Source organism: Streptomyces flavofungini (assembly GCF_041028215.1).
Taxonomy (GTDB): Bacteria; Actinomycetota; Actinomycetes; order Streptomycetales; family Streptomycetaceae; genus Streptomyces; species Streptomyces flavofungini_B.
In genome coordinates this window covers 1-15,207 of the sequence record NZ_JASKYR010000116.1, presented here as the reverse complement: position 1 = coordinate 15,207, position 15,207 = coordinate 1, and the positions used below count along the sequence as shown (strand labels likewise).

Genomic DNA, 15,207 nt, shown 5'->3' with positions numbered 1-15,207 from the left:
CTGCACAGGGCCGAAAGAGCCCCCGTCCACGCGTGCTCCGCRGGCGTTCCGTAGCCGACGACCAGGGCGTCCTTCCGGCGGGCCGTCGCGAGGGGATGGCGGAAGCGGGAGAGGCCCTGGACCGCCAGGCGCTCCCAGGCGGCCGCCTCCACCACGGAGTGCTCGGTGCCCGGGGGGAGTTCGAGGACCGCGTGCAGGCCCGCCGCGATGCCCGTGGCACGGGTCTCGGGGGCGTGGGCGGCGAGGGCGTCCACCAGTTGGTCGCGGCGGCGCCGGTAGCGCAGGCGCGCGGCCCGGACATGGCGGTCGTACGCGCCCGAGGTGAGGAACTCCGCGAGCGTGAGCTGGTCGAGCGCGCCGCAGGACCAGCCCGCCGCGTCCTTCTCGCCGAGCGCCTCGTCCCGCAGCGCGGCCGGCAGCACCATCCAGCCGATGCGCAGCCCCGGCGCGAGGGACTTGCTCGCCGTGCCGAGGTAGACGACGCGCTCGGGGTCGAGACCCTGGAGCGCGCCGACCGGCTGGCGGTCGTAGCGGAACTCCCCGTCGTAGTCGTCCTCCAGGATCAGCCCGCCCTCCCGGCGCGCCCAGTCGACGGCCGCCGCCCGCCGGTCGGGGTGGAGCGGTACGCCCATCGGGAACTGGTGCGCCGGGGTAAGCAGCACCGCCCTGGCCCCGCCGCCGGTCTCCGGTGCCACCGTGCCGAGTCCGTCGAAGCCCAGCGGCACCGTCCGCAGGCCCGCCCGGTGCAGCAGGTTCCAGTGGACGTCCAGGCCGTAGGACTCCACGGAGATCTGCCGCTGCCCCCGGGCCCGCAGCACCCTGCCGAGGATCGACACGGCGTGCACGAAGCCCGCGGTGACCACGATCCGGTCGGGGTCCGCGTGGACGCCGCGGGCGCGCGCGAGGTACCCGGCGAGTGCCTCGCGCAGCTCCACCCGGCCGCGCGGGTCGCCGTACCCGAGGGCGTCGCTCGGCGCCGCCGCCAGCGCGCGCCGGGCCGCCTTCAGCCACTCGGCGCGGGGGAAGGAGGAGAGGTCGGGCTTGCCTGGGGTGAGGTCGTACGCCGGTGCCCCGCTCCTTCTGCGGGGCGGCGCCGACCGCACCGGCGGCGTGATCACCCGTTCGGCGACCCGGGTGCCCGAGCCCTGGCGGGCCGTGAGCCAGCCCTCGGCGACCAGATCGGCGTACGCGTCGGCGACGGTGTTCCGCGCGATGCCGAGGTCGAGGGCGAAGGAGCGGGACGAGGGCAGCCGGGTGCCGGGGGCCAGCCTGCCGCCCCGCACCGCGTCGCGCAGCGCGTCCGTGAGGCCCCTGCGGACCCCGTGCCGCGACGCGTCGCCGCCGGTGTCCAGATGCAGGTCGACGCCGAGAGTGGCCCACGTTTCTCCCATGGAAATGGACCATACTCCTGGGCTGCATCGCTCCTAGGCTCGACAGCATGACGACCAAGGACACAGACACCGCAGCACCCGGCTCCGCCAGGGAGTACGAGCGCGAGCACACCCCCCGCCTCGCCTGGGCCACCCACGCCCCCGAGGTCTTCAAGGCCATGATCAAGCTCGACGCGGCGGCCCGTAAGGGCCTCGACCCGGTCATCTACGAGCTGGTCAAGATCCGCGCCTCGCAGATCAACCACTGCGCGCTCTGCCTCGACATGCACACCAAGGACGCGCTCGCGGCGGGCGAGAGCGTCGAGCGGATCATCCAGCTCAGCGCGTGGGAGGAGTCGCGGCACTTCTACACCGCCAAGGAGATCGCCGCGATCGAGCTGACGGAGGCCATCACCGTGCTGACCGAGGGTTTCGTGCCCGACGAGGTGTACGAGAGGGCCGCCGCGCACTTCGAGGAGGCCGAGCTGACCCAGCTCATCGCCGCGATAACGGTCATCAACGCCTGGAACCGCTTCGGCGTCAGCACCCGCCAGGTGCCGGGCCACTACAAGGCGGGCGACCACAAGTGAGCGTCCGGACCACCCACTTGGACCAGGGCGTCGTGGGCGCGATGAGCACGCTGAGCGCCGCCGCCAAGCGGGGGCTCGGCGACCCCGTGCTCGCCGAGCTGGTGATGGTGCGGGCCTCGCAGCTCAACGCGTGCGCGTTCTGCCTCGACATGCATGTGGACGCCGCGCTTGAGCAGGGCGAGAGCCCGAAGCGGATCGCGCTGCTCGACGCCTGGGCGGAGGCCGGGGACCTCTTCACGGAGCGGGAGCGCGCCGCCCTCGCCCTGACCGAGTCGGTCACCGTACTGACCGGCGACTTCGTACCGGACGCCGTCTACGCCCAGGCGGCCGGGCACTTCGACGAGGCCGGGCTCGCCCACCTCCTCGCGCTCGTCGCCGTCATCAACAGCTGGAACCGGCTGATGGTCAGCCGCCGTATCGCACCCGGAGGCCCGGCATGGTGAACCCGACCGGTACCGCGCGAGGCGTCGAGACGCTGCGCGCCCTGCACCACGGGCGGGCGCCCGGTGATCCGCTGGTGCTCCCGGGGCCGTGGGACGCGGCGAGCGCCCGGACCTTGGAGGCGGCGGGCACTCCCGCGCTCGCGACGCCCAGCGCCGGGATCGCGCACTCCCTCGGGTACGAGGACGGGCAGGTGCCGCCGGAGGAGATGTTCGCGGCCATCGCCCGGATCACGCGCTCCGTGTCCGTGCCCGTGAGCGCGGACATCGAGGGCGGATACGGTCTCGCGCCCAAGGAGCTGGTCGAGCGGCTCCTCGCGGCGGGGGCGGTCGGCTGCAACCTGGAGGACTCGGCGGACGGCGCCTTGAAGGACCCCGCCGAGCAGGCCGACTTCCTCGCGGCCGTACGGGAGGCCGCGGGCGCCGATGTCTTCGTCAACGCCCGCGTCGACACCTTCCTGCGGGGCGTCGCGGAGCCGGAGCCTGCCATCGAGCGGGCCCGCCGCTATGTGGCCGCGGGCGCCGACTGCGTCTACCCGATCCTGGCGCCCGTGGACGCGGTGCCCGCGCTGCGGGCGGGGATCGAGGGGCCCCTCAACCTGGTCGCGAAGCCGGACGGCCCCGCCGTGCGGGAGCTGGGCGAACTGGGCGCCACGAGGATCACGTTCGGCCCCGGGCTGCTGCACGCCACGATGGGCGCCCTGACGGCGATCACATCGGAGCTCGGCTGATACCGGGGCCGCAACGGACGGACGGGTGCGGGGCACCCGCCCGTCCGCGCGGTCACTTCGGCAGCCAGCCCCGCCACTTCGACTCGTGCCTGTCGATCCACTTCTTCGCCGCGTCCTCGGGCGACAGCTTCTGGTCGGCGATCATCAGCGAGACCTCGTTCTGGTCCGCCTCCGACCACTGGAAGTTCTTCAGGAACGCCGCGGCCTTGCCGCCCTTCCTGGCGAAGTCGGCGTTGAAGTACTTCTGGAGCGGGGTGTGCGGATAGGCGCACTTGATCTTCGCCGGGTCGGCGTCGCAGTCCTCCTTGTACTCGGGCAGCTTCACCTCCGTCATCGGCACCTTCTCGAACAGCCACTGCGGCTTGTACCAGTAGGTGAGGAACGGCTTCCGCTGCTTGGCGAACTGCTCGATCTGGGTGATCTGAGCGGCCTCGGAGCCCGCGAAGACGACCTCGTAGTCCAGGTCCAGGTTCTTCACCAGGGCCTTGTCGTTCGTCACGTACGACGGGGAGCCGTCCATGAGCTGGCCCTTGCTGCCGCTCTCGGACGTGCGGAACTGGTCCGCGTACTTGTTCAGGTTCTTCCAGTCGGTGACGTCGGGGTGCTTCTTCGCGAAGTACGTGGGGACGTACCAGCCGATGTGGCCGGTGACGCCCACGTCGCCGCCGGGGACGATCGTCTTCTTGTCCTTGACGTAGCGCTGTTCCTGCTCGGGGTGGCCCCAGTCCTCCATGATCGCGTCGACGCGGCCCTGGCTGAGGGCGTCCCAGGCGGGGACCTCGTCGATCTGGACCTTGTCGACGCGGTAGCCGAGCTCGTTCTTGAGCAGGTACTCGGCGACGGCGACGTCCGCCTGCGCGCCGACCCAGGACTGGACCGAGAGGGTCACGGTCTTGGCGCCGGCGGCGTTGGCGTACGGGGACGCCTGCTTGGTCATGTCGGCGGCGCCGCAGCCGGAGAGCGCGAGGAGCGCCCCGGCCGCCGTGACGGCGCTCATGACACGCGTACGAGCGCGCATGTCACGCTCCCTTCTTGACGCGGCGTTCGGTGGGCTGTGTGACCCGGTCCAGCATCAGGCCGAGGCAGACGATCGCCGCACCGGCCACCAGGCCCGTCGCGAGGTCGCCCTGCGCGATGCCGAACACCACGTCGTAGCCGAGCGCGCCACCGCCGACCAGACCGCCGATGACGACGACGGCGAGGACCAGGACGACACCCTGGTTCAGGGCGAGCAGCAGCGCCGGGCGGGCCAGCGGGAGCTGCACCTTGCGCAGCTGCTGCCAGCTCGTGGCGCCGAGCGAGCGCGAGGACTCCATCGCGGCGGCGTCGACCTCGCGCAGGCCCTGCGTGGTGATGCGGACGACGGCGGGCAGCGCGTAGACCACGGCGGCGGCGACCGCGGGGGCGCGGCCGATGCCGAAGAGGGCGACGACCGGGATCAGGTACACGAACTGCGGCAGCGTCTGGAAGACGTCGAGGACCGGGCGCAGCAGGCGTTCGAACCGCGCGCTGCGGGAGGCCGCGACGCCGATCGCGAAGCCGAGGACCAGCGTCACCGCGACTCCGGCGAGGACCTGGGAGAGCGTGTCGAGGGACTTGTCCCAGACGCCGAGGGCGCCGATGGCGGCCATGGCGGCGACAGCGGTGAGCGCGGTCTGCCAGGTGCCGATCAGCCAGGCGAGCGCGGCGACGATCAGCAGCACCGACCACCAGGGCAGGCCCTGGAGGCCGTCGCGGACAGGGTTGAGGACCCACTCGGTGAAGTGGGACGCCCAGTCCGCCGTGCCGCCGACGAGGGGCACTCCGGTGTAGATGTGGTCGACCATCCACTCCTTGCCGGTGTTGACCGTCGGGGCGATGTTGACGACCCAGCCGGTCGGCCAGTCCAGGCGGTCCGCGAAGCGGGCGGCGAGCGCGGCGGCGACCGTCACGGCCGCGGCGACGGACCAGCCGCGCGGGCCCCGGAGCGGCGAGTGGTCCTCGGCGTGCGCGCCCGCCTTCTCGCCCGCGGCGGCGGTGACGCGGTCGAGGACCACGGCGAGCAGCACGATCGGGATGCCGCCGGCCAGCGCCTGGCCGACGTCGACGGTGGACAGCGCCTGGTAGACGCGGTCGCCGAGGCCGCCGGCGCCGATCACCGAGGCGATGACGGCCATGGAGAGCGCCATCATGATCGTCTGATTGACGCCGAGCAGGAGCTGCTTGGCGGCCAGCGGCAGGCGCGCGGAGAACAGCCGCTGGCGGCTGGTCGCGCCGAGCGAGGTCACCGCCTCCAGGACGCCGCCGTCGGCGCCGCGCAGGCCGAGCGCGGTGAGCCGGGCCATCGGCGGGGCCGCGTACACGACGGTCGCGATGACGGCGGCGGGCACGCCCATGCCGAAGACGAGGGCGAACGGCAGCAGATAGGCGTACGCGGGCAGGACCTGCATGGTGTCGAGTACGGGCCGCAGGATGCGGAAGACCCGGTCGTTGAGGCCGCCCGCGAGGCCGAGCAGCGCGCCGATCACGACCGAGGCGAGGACCGCCACGATCATCAGGGCGAGCGTCTGCATGGTCGGCACCCACATGCCGAGCAGACCGCAGACGGCGAACGCGGCGGACGCCATGGCCGCGAGCCGCACCCCGGCGACCCGCCAGGCGATGAGTCCGGCGCCGACGGTGACACCGGCCCAGCCCGCGCCGAGCAGCACCAGGTAGACGCCGCGCACGGAGAGCACGATGGCGTTGCTGACGTGCCCGAAGAAGTAGGTGAACAGCCAGTGGCTGTCGCGGTTGTCGATGATCCAGTCGGTGGTCTTCCCCAGCGGCTCGGTCAGGTCGACGGTGAGGGCGTCCGGCCAGGCGCCGGAGGCCCACTTGGCGCTGACGATCGGCACGAGGACCGCGGCGGCGACGGCGAGCAGCACGAGCTTGCCGACGGCACGGTGGCGCAGGAGTGCGCCGATGCCCGTATCTCGTACGGGTCCGGAGGCGGTGGCGGTGGCCATCAGGCGACCACCTCGCCCGTGCCGGAGGGCGCGGCGGGCGCGGCGGTGCCCGCGACCACCGCGAGCAGCCCCGCGTGGTCGACGACGCCCAGGCAGCGCTTGCCGTCCATCACGCGGACCGGGAAGCCGGAGCGCGCGACGGCCTCGATGGCCTCGGAGACCTTGGCGTCGGGCGCGAGGGCCGCGCCGCGGTTCTCCTCGTCGGAGTCGGCGGCGCGCATGGCGGTGCGCACGCTCATCACGTCGGCGCGGGCCACGTCGCGCACGAAGTCGCGGACGTAGTCGTCGGCCGGGGAGCCGACGATCTCCTCGGGCGTGCCGACCTGGACGACGCGGCCGTCCCGCATCAGGGCGATGCGGTCGCCGAGCTTGAGGGCCTCGCTGAGGTCGTGGGTGATGAAGACCATGGTGCGGCCCTCGTCGCGGTGCAGGCGGACGACCTCTTCCTGCATGTCGCGGCGGATCAGCGGGTCGAGCGCGCTGAACGGCTCGTCGAAGAGCAGGACCTCGGGGTCGACGGCGAGGGCGCGGGCCAGGCCCACGCGCTGCTGCTGGCCGCCGGAGAGCTGTCCGGGCTTGCGCTGTTCGAGGCCGTCGAGGCCGACCTTCGCGATGACCTCAAGCGCCTTCTGGCGCCGCTCGGCCTTGCCGACGCCCTGTATCTCCAGGCCGTAGGCGACGTTGTCGAGGACCGAGCGGTGCGGCAGCAGACCGAAGTGCTGGAAGACCATGGCGGCGCGGCGGCGGCGCAGTTCACGCAGGCGCGCCTTGTCCATGGCGAGGACGTCCTCGCCGTCGATGGCGAGCCGTCCGGAGGTGGGCTCGATGAGCCGGGTCAGGCAGCGCACGAGGGTGGACTTGCCCGAGCCGGAGAGGCCCATGACGACGAAGACTTCCCCCTTGTTGACCTCGAAGGACACATCGCGCACGGCGGCGGTGCAGCCGGTGCGTTCGCGGAGTTCGGCGGGGGTGAGGTCGTGCAGGGCGGTGTCGCCGGGTATGCGCTCCGCCTTCGGGCCGAAGACCTTCCAGAGGTTCTCGACGGCGAAGACGGGCCCGCCGGGGGCCACCGTCTCGTTCTCTGTCGTCACGAGGGCCTCGCTCATCGGCCGTCACCACCCAGCATCTCGGCACATTTCTCCCCGACCATGAGCACTCCGATCATCGGATTCACGGCGGGCATCGTCGGGAAGACGGATGCGTCCGCGATACGGATTCCTCGCATGCCCCGGATCTTCAGTTCCGGGTCCACGACTGCGAGTTCATCAGTGGAAGCACCCATTCGGCAGGTTCCGGCCGGGTGGTAGACGGTGTGCGCGGCCTTGCGCACGAGCTCGCTGATCTCGGCGTCGTCGGTGACGTCGGGGCCGGGGAACACCTCGCGCTTCAGCCACTTCTTGAACGGCTCGGCCTGCGCGACCTCGCGCGCCAGCTTGATGCCGTCGACCAGGGTCCGCCCGTCGTAGTCGCCCTCGTCCTCGAAGTACCTGAAGTCGAGCGCGGGCTTGACCTCGGGGTCGGCGGAGGTGAGGTAGAGCCGCCCGCGGGAACGGGACTTGGGGATGTTCGGGGTCATCGAGACGCCGTGCTCGGGGCGTTCGTAGCCCAGGCGCTCCGGGTTGTCGGTGAAGGGGATCTGGTAGAAGTGGAACATCAGGTCGGGGCCCTTGTGGTCCGGGTCCCGCCGCACGAACAGGCCCGCGTCGGAGTCCATCGCGGAGTTGCCGGGGATCGGCCCGTTCGTCTCCCAGACGATGACCGACTCCGGGTGGTCGATGAGGTTCTCGCCGACGCCGGGAAGGTCGTGGACGACCGGGATGCCGAGCGCTTGGAGGTCCTTGGCGGGGCCGATGCCCGAGTGCATGAGCAGCCGGGGCGTGTCGACGGCTCCGGCGCAGACGAGCACCTCGCGGCGGGCGGTGAGCAGCGACTCGGTGCCGTCCTTGGCGCGGACGTGGACGCCGCGCGCGGTCGTGCCGTCCAGCTCAAGCTTCGTGGCCCAGGTCTCCAGGAACAGCCGGAGGTTGGGGCGGTCACCGGCCTCCATGTGGGGGTGGAGGTAGGCGACCGAGGCGGAGGAGCGCTTGTTGTTCTCCGGGTGGTAGGCGAGGTCGAAGAAGCCGACGCCCTCGTCGAAGGGCTGGTCGTTGAAGCCGACGACCTCGGGCACGCCGAGGGCGGTCTTCGTCGCCTCGACCCAGTCGGTGGCGATCTGGTTCTGGTCCTTCTTGGCGACGCGCACGATGTTGTTGCGCAGCTTGCCGAAGTAGGGGTCCATCGCCTGGGCGTTCCAGCCGGTGGCCCCCGCCGCCTCCCACTCGTCCCAGTCGGAGGGCAGCGGCTTGAAGGAGATCAGGGTGTTGTGCGACGAGCATCCGCCGAGCACCTTGGCACGGCTGTGCAGGATGTGGGAGTTGCCGCGCGGCTGCTCCGTGGTCGTGTAGCCGTAGTCGAGGTCACCGCCGAGCAGGCCGAGCCAGCGGCGGAGCGTGAGGACGTCCTCACGGTCGATGTCGCTGGGCCCGCCCTCGATGACGGCGACGGTGACGTCCGGGTTCTCGGTGAGCCGGGAGGCGATCACCGATCCGGCGGTGCCGCCGCCGACGATGACGTAGTCGTACTCGGATACGGCCTGGGGGGTTTCAGCCATGGGGGTAGCTACTCCTCTTCCTGCGAGGTCGTACGAAGGTGCTCGCGCGTAAGGGACGGGCGGGCGTCAGCCCGCGAACCAGCGGACCGGCCGCGGCGCCAGGTTCTGGTAGACGTGCTTGGACTCGCGGTACTCGGCGAGGCCTGCGGGGCCCAGTTCGCGCCCGACACCGCTCTTGCCGAAGCCGCCCCACTCCGCCTGCGGCAGGTAGGGGTGGAAGTCGTTGATCCAGATGGTGCCGTGGCGCATCCGGCGGGCCATGCGGCTCGCGCGGCCCTGGTCGCTGGTCCAGACGGCGCCCGCGAGACCGTACTCGGTGTCGTTGGCGAGGGCCACGGCCTCGTCCTCGGTGCGGAAGGTCTCGACGGTCAGGACGGGCCCGAAGACCTCTTCGCGTACGGCCTTCATCCCGCGGTGGCACTGGTCGAGCACGGTCGGCTCGTAGAAGTAGCCCTCGGCGGGGCGCACGTCGCTCGGCTCGGGGCGCTTGCCGCCGGAGCGGAGCACGGCGCCCTCCTGAAGGGCGGAGGCCACGTACATCTCGGTCTTCTCGCGCTGCTGCGCGGAGACGAGGGGGCCGCACTCGACGCCGTCCTCGGTGCCGCGGCCGAGCTTGATCTTCGTGGCCCTGCGGGCGAGTTCGGCCACGAAGCGCTCGCGGACGGACTCCTCGATGATCAGGCGGCCACCGGCTGAGCAGACCTGCCCGCTGTGGATGAAGGCGGCGTTGAGGGCCTGGTCGACGGCGGTGTCGAAGCCGTCGTCGGTGGCGCAGGCGTCGGCGAAGACGACGTTGGGGTTCTTGCCGCCGAGTTCGAGGGCGACCTTCTTCACGCCGAGGGCGGCGGCCTGGGCGACCTTGGTGCCGGAGACGAGGCCGCCGGTGAAGGAGACCAGGTCGACGCCGGGGTGGTCGGCGAGCCGGGCGCCGACGGTGTGGCCGGGGCCGGTCACGATGTTGGCGACACCGGCGGGCAGCCCCGCCTCGACGAGCAGCTCGATGAGCGCGACGGTCGTCAGCGGGGTGATCTCGCTCGGCTTGATGACGAAGGTGTTGCCCGCCGCGAGAGCGGGCGCGATCTTCCAGCTGGCCTGGAGCAGCGGGTAGTTCCAGGGCGTGATCATCGAGCAGACGCCGACGGGCTCGTGCACGACGACGCTGTGGATGTCGTCGGAGCCCGCGTCCACGACGCGTCCGGCGCCCTCGCCGATCACCAGGTCGGCGAAGTACCGGAAGGCGTCGGCGACGCAGTCGACGTCGACGCGGCCCTCTTCGAGGGTCTTGCCCGCGTCCCGGCTCTCCAGGAGGCCGATCCTCTCGCGGTCGCGGACGAGGAGGTCGGCGACCCGGCGCAGCAGCGCGGCGCGCTCGGCGACCGGCGTGGCCGGCCACGGCCCCTCGTCGAAGGCCTTGCGCGCGGCCTCGATCGCCGCGTCGGCGTCCTCGGTGCCGCCCTCGGCGATCAGCGCGAACGGCTTGGCATCCGCCGGGTCGAGGATCTCGCGGGTGGCACCGGAGGCGGCGCTCAGCCACTCTCCGCCCACATGGATGGTCTGTTGTGCGGACACGTCCCGTATGCCTTCCGTTCCTGTCAAATGCCCCGCCTGTCACTCGCGGTAGCCGGGAGCACCTTCCCCTCGGGCGGGAAAGCATGCCTGGCCTGGCCGAAAGTGCGCTGTGTCACTGAGCATGGGGACAGGAGGGGCGAAACGTACGCTCGACACACGTTCCGCCCCGAAAGCGACGCTATGGCGTGATATCGCCCGCATAATCACGCGCGGGGCCCTCGGGGCCCTCGGGGCCCTCGGGGCCCTCGGGAGCCTCGGGGCCTTCATGGTCCTCCGGGCCGGGTTCGTCCCGGGCGGTGAGACCGGCCACCCAGAGCGGCATCAGCCAGTGGGTGACGAAGAGGACGAACAGGACGGGGAAGAGGAGGCCCCCGGTGTCCAGGTCCTGCCAAGCCGCCGCGCCCGCGCCGACGGCCGCGGCGAGCAGCACCCAGAGCATCAGGCCGCGCGCCCGCGCCGCCACCCGGTCCCGCTCCGCGCGCTGCCGCTCGTCCAGTGCGCGGACGCGCAGATCGAGCAGGCCCCGGGTGGAGCCGTTGATGACGCCGGTCGCGAAGCACCACGGGAGGAGCAGGCCGAGCAGGGCGAACACCGCCCACCGCTGGTCGCCGACGACGACGCAGAGCCAGGCCGTCGCGGACAGCGCCGTCAGCGCGATGTGGGCGACGACCGCGGCGCGCCGACGGGCGGCGGTGGCGTGGAGGGCCGCACCCTCCTCGCGGTTCATCAGCCGGTACATCCGGCGGTCGTAGCTGGTCAGGGGACGCTGTTCGGCTGCCGTCTTCACTGGTTCCTCCCGTAGACCTGATCCGTGAGCGGCTGGAACGGTTCGAGGGAGAACAGCGCCTCGACCGGCAGTCCGAAGAACTTCGCGATCTTCAGTGCGAGGTCCAGGCTCGGGTTGTACTGCCCCCGCTCGATGTAGCCGATGGTCTGGTAGTGGACTCCCACCGCCTCGGCCAGGCGCTGACGCGACACCTTCCGTTCGGCGCGCACCATCGCCAACCTGTTGTGCACTTGCTCGCTCATGTATAAGAAGTACTACATCTCAGAGCAGGTCAGCAAGAGCAATGACAGGCTCGCAAAGATCAGTGACAGGTCCGCAAGATCAGCCGGACGTGCCGGAAGGAGGCCGCATCAGCTCTCGCACGCAGTCGCGCAGCCACGCGTGCGCCGGGTCGGCGTCGTGGCGCGGGTGCCAGGCCATGCCGAGGGGCAGCGGCGGCAGCTCCAGCGGGATCTCGAACGTGACCAGGCCGAGCGTGTCCGTCAGAGGGCGGCTCCACAGGGTGCCGAGGCCGACGAGGTCGGTGCTCAGGAGCAGGAAGAGGGACGACGTGAACGTCCCCACGCTGCCCACCACCCGCCTGCGCAGCCCCCGTTCGGCGAGCGCGGCGTCCAGCGGACCGCTCAGCCGCCCCCGGCGCGAGACGGTGACATGGTCGGCCGCCGCGAACCGGCGCACCGTGAGTTCCCCTTCCAGCAGGGGGTTCCCGGCCCGCGCGACACCGAACATCCGGTCGTCGTGCAAGTGCTCCACGTGCGCCTCGGGCGGCGGCGCGTCGATGCCCCCGAGTTCGAGGTCGGCGGTGCCCTGCCGCAGCATGGGCGCGTCGATGTGGCTCTCGCCGAGGAAGCGCAGCCGCACCCCGGGCGCCTCCTTCGCGGCGCGGGCGAAGAGCGCGGGGCCGTAGGCGGCGGCGACCGCGTCATGGCTGAGGATGGTCAGCGTACGGGTGACCGTGCGCAGGTCGGCCGCGCCGGGCCCGGCGAAGAGGGCGCGGGCCCGCTCCACCACGGCACTCACCTCCGCCTGCACCGCGAGGGCGTGCGGCGTCGGCACCATCCGGCGCCCCGCCCGCACCAGCACGGGGTCGCCGAGCGCCTTGCGGATGCGGCCCAGGGTGCGGCTCATGGCGGGTTCGGAGAGATGCAGGCGGTGGGCGGCGCCCGACACGCTCTGCTCCTCCAGGAGGACGTCCAGGGCGAGCAGCAGATTCAGGTCGAGACCGGCGCCGCCCGGCCGCGCCACGGGCTCAAGTCCACTTGATTGCGTCACACGCATTCATCCCTTGCCGAAGTTGCACTGGAAAGCATGTCAGGGCCGAGCCTACGGTGACAGGGCATCCCACCCCATGCCGCTCCCGAGGAGGAGCCATGTCTTTTGCTGCCCTGACCACGTCCCGGCCGCCCACCGCCAGCCCGGCGCCCAAGCGGGCACCGCTGCTCATCCTCTGCGCCTGCGTCCTCGTCGCGCAGGGCATGGTCGCCGCCATCAACCTCCTTGTCCCGCAACTGACTTCGTCGTCGCTGCACCCCTCGTCCAGCGAGCTGCTGTGGACGGTCGACGCCTACGTCATCGTCTTCGCCGGGCTCCTGATCCCGGCGGGCGCGCTCGGCGACCGGTACGGCCGCAAGGGCGCGCTCCTCGGCGGCCTCGGCCTGTTCGGCGCGGGCGCGGCCGTCAGCGCGCTCGCCCTCTCCCCCGCGCTCCTCATCGCCGGGCGCGGCGTCTCCGGCGCGGGCGCCGCGCTGATCATGCCCGCCACCATGTCGATCCTGATGCGCACGGCCTCCCCCGAGCAGCGCCCCCGCGCCCTCGCCTCCTGGACACTGGCCGCCGGTCTCGGCGGGCTCGCGGGCAACGTCGGCGGCGGCCTCATCGGCCAGTACCTGCCGTGGCGCGCGCTGTTCTGGATCGTGGTCCCGCTGGCCGCGCTGCTCGCCCTCGCCGTGGCCCGCGCCGTGCCGCGCACCGAGCGGGCGGCGGCGGCCCCGGCCCTGGACCCGCTCGGCACCCTGCTGCTGACCGGCGGGCTCTTCGCCCTCCTCTTCGGCATCATCGAGAGCCCGCTGTACGGCTGGACGTCGGCCCGCATCCTGACCGCCTTCGCGGCGGGCGCCGCCCTCGTCGCGTTCTTCGCGCTGCACGCCCTGCGCTCCCGCGCCCCGCTCTTCGACCCCCGCGTCTTCGCCTCCCGGCGGCTGCGCGCGGCGACGCTCGGCACCGCCGCCTGCTTCTTCGGCCTCTTCTCGCTCTTCTACGTCAACTCCCAGTACCTCCAGTACACGAAGGGGTACGGTGCCGCCCGCGCGGGCCTCGCGATCATCCCGCTCACGGTCGGCATGGCCCTCGTCCCCCGGCTTGCCACCCGCTGGTCGGGACGCCCCCGCGCGGTGGTGGGCGGCGGGCTGCTCCTGACCGGCCTCGGGCTGCTCGGCACGTCATCGGCGGACGCCTCGACCCCGTACGCCCTCTACGCCTGCTGGCTGCTCGTCATCTCGGCGGGCGCCGGGCTCTGCATGCCCGCGCTCACCTTCGGCGTCGTGACCTCGCTCCCGGCGCACCAGGCGGGGCTCGGCTCCGGTCTGAGCACCTCGGCGCGCGAGGCGGGAGCCGCGCTCGGSGTGGCGGTGACCGGGACGACGCTGGCCTCGCACACCTCGGGCGGCTTCGCCGTGGACGGCATGGCGGCGGCGCTGCGCGTCGTGGCGCTCGTGGTGCTCGTCGCCGCCGCGGTGGTCGCCGCCGGGTACGGCGGGGGCGGGGCCGCCCCCGCGGCTCCGCGCGGCGAGTGAGCGGCGGCGGCGCGGAAACGGCACCGCCCCCGGCGGCCGTGGTCGAACGGCCGCCGGGGGCGGGTCACCTCACGGGCGCGGACGCCCGGAAGGGGGTGCGATCAGATGAGGCCGAGACCGCGCACGGCCTCGCGCTCCTCGGTGAGCTCCTGCACGGACGCGTCGATGCGCGCACGCGAGAACTCGTTGATCTCCAGGCCCTGGACGATCTCGTACTTGCCGTCCTTGGTGGTGACGGGGAAGGAGGAGATGAGGCCCTCGGGAACGCCGTAGGAGCCGTCCGACGGGATACCCATCGAGGTCCAGTCACCGGCGGCCGTGCCGTTGACCCACGTGTGGACGTGGTCGATGGCGGCGTTGGCGGCGGAGGCGGCCGAGGACGCGCCACGGGCCTCGATGATCGCGGCACCGCGCTTGGCGACGGTCGGGATGAAGTCGTCGGCGAGCCAGGCCTGGTCGTTCACGACCTCGGCGGCGTTCTTGCCGGCGATCTCCGCGTGGAAGATGTCCGGGTACTGGGTGGCCGAGTGGTTGCCCCAGATGGTCAGGCGCTTGATGTCGGAGACCGAGGTGCCGGTCTTCTTCGCGAGCTGCGACAGGGCGCGGTTGTGGTCGAGGCGGGTCATCGCGGTGAAGCGCTCGGCCGGTACGTCCGGGGCTGCGGCCTGCGCGATGAGCGCGTTGGTGTTGGCCGGGTTGCCGACGACGAGGACCTTGATGTCGTCCGCGGCGTGGTCGTTGATGGCCTTGCCCTGGGGCTTGAAGATGCCGCCGTTGGCCTCCAGGAGGTCACCGCGCTCCATGCCCTTGGTGCGGGGGCGGGCGCCGACCAGGAGGGCGACGTTGGCGCCGTCGAAGGCGACGTTCGGGTCGTCGCTGATCTCGATCGAGTTCAGCAGCGGGAAGGCACAGTCGTCGAGCTCCATGGCGGTGCCCTCGGCGGCCTTCAGGGCCGGCGTGATCTCCAGAAGGCGCAGGTTGACCGGCACGTCCGCGCCGAGCAGGTGGCCCGAGGCGATGCGGAAGAGCAGCGCGTAGCCGATCTGGCCGGCCGCGCCGGTGACGGTGACATTCACGGGAGTGCGGGTCATGGCGATCTCCGTAAGAAAAGCTGGCGGTGGGGTCCCGTGTCCCTCTACTGGATCCCCTGATTCCTGGATCCCCGCCGACGCCTCTTCGAGTCCTCGATCGCCTCTCGATGATCGATCTCTTGGCATCAAGAGAGATCCGCCGCCAGGCTATCGCGCCCCGGCCACCCCCGGCCCCCGGGTCCGTGTGGCCCGGCCCACAG

14 protein-coding genes are annotated in these 15,207 nt (G+C 72.1%); 4 read left to right on the top strand and 10 right to left on the bottom strand.

Annotation, left to right across the window (positions count from 1 at the left end; translation table 11 throughout):
- A partial coding sequence (gene pdxR, locus AB8Z36_RS11020; protein WP_369213054.1) for a MocR-like pyridoxine biosynthesis transcription factor PdxR occupies positions 1 to 1,391 on the bottom strand: 1,391 nt, incomplete at its 3' end.
- A 47-nt stretch (positions 1,392 to 1,438) separates the two neighbouring features.
- Here pdxR and AB8Z36_RS11015 point away from each other — a divergent pair.
- From AB8Z36_RS11015 to AB8Z36_RS11005, 3 genes are read left to right on the top strand one after another with little or no spacing between them, the layout of a single operon-like run.
- Entirely contained in the window at positions 1,439 to 1,960 is a 522-nt protein-coding gene (locus AB8Z36_RS11015; protein ID WP_369213053.1) for a carboxymuconolactone decarboxylase family protein, read from the top strand.
- Positions 1,957 to 2,403, top strand: a complete 447-nt coding sequence (locus AB8Z36_RS11010; protein WP_369213052.1) for a carboxymuconolactone decarboxylase family protein — start codon at positions 1,957 to 1,959, stop codon at positions 2,401 to 2,403. The genes AB8Z36_RS11015 and AB8Z36_RS11010 overlap by 4 nt, the downstream gene beginning before the upstream one ends.
- Positions 2,397 to 3,131, top strand: coding sequence for an isocitrate lyase/PEP mutase family protein (locus tag AB8Z36_RS11005; protein WP_369213051.1), 735 nt, complete (start codon positions 2,397 to 2,399; stop codon positions 3,129 to 3,131). The genes AB8Z36_RS11010 and AB8Z36_RS11005 overlap by 7 nt, the downstream gene beginning before the upstream one ends.
- A gap of 52 nt (positions 3,132 to 3,183) precedes the next feature.
- On the opposite strand, the gene AB8Z36_RS11000 is transcribed toward AB8Z36_RS11005, so the two are convergent.
- The 8 genes from AB8Z36_RS11000 to AB8Z36_RS10965 all read right to left on the bottom strand — a co-directional run bounded on the left by AB8Z36_RS11000 (position 3,184) and on the right by AB8Z36_RS10965 (position 12,402).
- A complete protein-coding gene (locus AB8Z36_RS11000) occupies positions 3,184 to 4,149 on the bottom strand; it encodes an ABC transporter substrate-binding protein (RefSeq protein ID WP_369213050.1) in 966 nt (321 codons plus the stop codon).
- Between the two features lies 1 nt (position 4,150).
- Positions 4,151 to 6,118, bottom strand: a complete 1,968-nt coding sequence (locus AB8Z36_RS10995; RefSeq protein ID WP_369213049.1) for an ABC transporter permease — start codon at positions 6,116 to 6,118, stop codon at positions 4,151 to 4,153.
- Positions 6,118 to 7,224, bottom strand: coding sequence for a quaternary amine ABC transporter ATP-binding protein (locus AB8Z36_RS10990; RefSeq protein ID WP_369213048.1), 1,107 nt, complete (start codon positions 7,222 to 7,224; stop codon positions 6,118 to 6,120). The genes AB8Z36_RS10995 and AB8Z36_RS10990 overlap by 1 nt, the downstream gene beginning before the upstream one ends.
- Positions 7,221 to 8,768: a GMC family oxidoreductase gene (locus AB8Z36_RS10985; RefSeq protein WP_369213047.1), complete on the bottom strand. Its 1,548-nt coding sequence runs from the start codon at positions 8,766 to 8,768 to the stop codon at positions 7,221 to 7,223. Before AB8Z36_RS10985 ends, AB8Z36_RS10990 begins: the two co-directional genes overlap by 4 nt.
- A gap of 66 nt (positions 8,769 to 8,834) precedes the next feature.
- On the bottom strand, positions 8,835 to 10,337 hold the full coding sequence (locus tag AB8Z36_RS10980; RefSeq protein WP_369213046.1) for an aldehyde dehydrogenase family protein: 1,503 nt from the start codon (positions 10,335 to 10,337) through the stop codon (positions 8,835 to 8,837).
- A 178-nt stretch (positions 10,338 to 10,515) separates the two neighbouring features.
- On the bottom strand, positions 10,516 to 11,124 hold the full coding sequence (locus AB8Z36_RS10975; RefSeq protein ID WP_369213045.1) for a hypothetical protein: 609 nt from the start codon (positions 11,122 to 11,124) through the stop codon (positions 10,516 to 10,518).
- Positions 11,121 to 11,366 (bottom strand): helix-turn-helix transcriptional regulator, encoded by a 246-nt coding sequence (locus AB8Z36_RS10970; protein WP_369213044.1) that lies wholly within the window; start codon positions 11,364 to 11,366, stop codon positions 11,121 to 11,123. Before AB8Z36_RS10970 ends, AB8Z36_RS10975 begins: the two co-directional genes overlap by 4 nt.
- Before the next feature lie 79 nt (positions 11,367 to 11,445).
- A complete protein-coding gene (locus AB8Z36_RS10965) occupies positions 11,446 to 12,402 on the bottom strand; it encodes a LysR family transcriptional regulator (protein WP_369213043.1) in 957 nt (318 codons plus the stop codon).
- Between the two features lie 92 nt (positions 12,403 to 12,494).
- On the opposite strand from AB8Z36_RS10965, the gene AB8Z36_RS10960 reads away from it, so the two are divergent.
- Positions 12,495 to 13,916, top strand: a complete 1,422-nt coding sequence (locus AB8Z36_RS10960) for an MFS transporter (RefSeq protein WP_369213042.1) — start codon at positions 12,495 to 12,497, stop codon at positions 13,914 to 13,916.
- A 101-nt stretch (positions 13,917 to 14,017) separates the two neighbouring features.
- On the opposite strand, the gene AB8Z36_RS10955 is transcribed toward AB8Z36_RS10960, so the two are convergent.
- Positions 14,018 to 15,007, bottom strand: a complete 990-nt coding sequence (locus AB8Z36_RS10955) for a malate dehydrogenase (RefSeq protein ID WP_369213041.1) — start codon at positions 15,005 to 15,007, stop codon at positions 14,018 to 14,020.
- Positions 15,008 to 15,207: the final 200 nt, after the last annotated feature.

Coding starts and splice junctions, on each gene's coding strand:
- AB8Z36_RS10990 (WP_369213048.1), bottom strand. CDS start 7,224: ATGAGCGAGGCCCTCGTGACGACAGAGAACGAGACGGTGGCCCCCGGC.
- AB8Z36_RS10955 (WP_369213041.1), bottom strand. CDS start 15,007: ATGACCCGCACTCCCGTGAATGTCACCGTCACCGGCGCGGCCGGCCAG.
- AB8Z36_RS11005 (WP_369213051.1), top strand. CDS start 2,397: ATGGTGAACCCGACCGGTACCGCGCGAGGCGTCGAGACGCTGCGCGCC.
- AB8Z36_RS11015 (WP_369213053.1), top strand. CDS start 1,439: ATGACGACCAAGGACACAGACACCGCAGCACCCGGCTCCGCCAGGGAG.
- AB8Z36_RS10970 (WP_369213044.1), bottom strand. CDS start 11,366: ATGAGCGAGCAAGTGCACAACAGGTTGGCGATGGTGCGCGCCGAACGG.
- AB8Z36_RS10995 (WP_369213049.1), bottom strand. CDS start 6,118: ATGGCCACCGCCACCGCCTCCGGACCCGTACGAGATACGGGCATCGGC.
- AB8Z36_RS10985 (WP_369213047.1), bottom strand. CDS start 8,768: ATGGCTGAAACCCCCCAGGCCGTATCCGAGTACGACTACGTCATCGTC.
- AB8Z36_RS10965 (WP_369213043.1), bottom strand. CDS start 12,402: ATGCGTGTGACGCAATCAAGTGGACTTGAGCCCGTGGCGCGGCCGGGC.
- AB8Z36_RS11000 (WP_369213050.1), bottom strand. CDS start 4,149: ATGCGCGCTCGTACGCGTGTCATGAGCGCCGTCACGGCGGCCGGGGCG.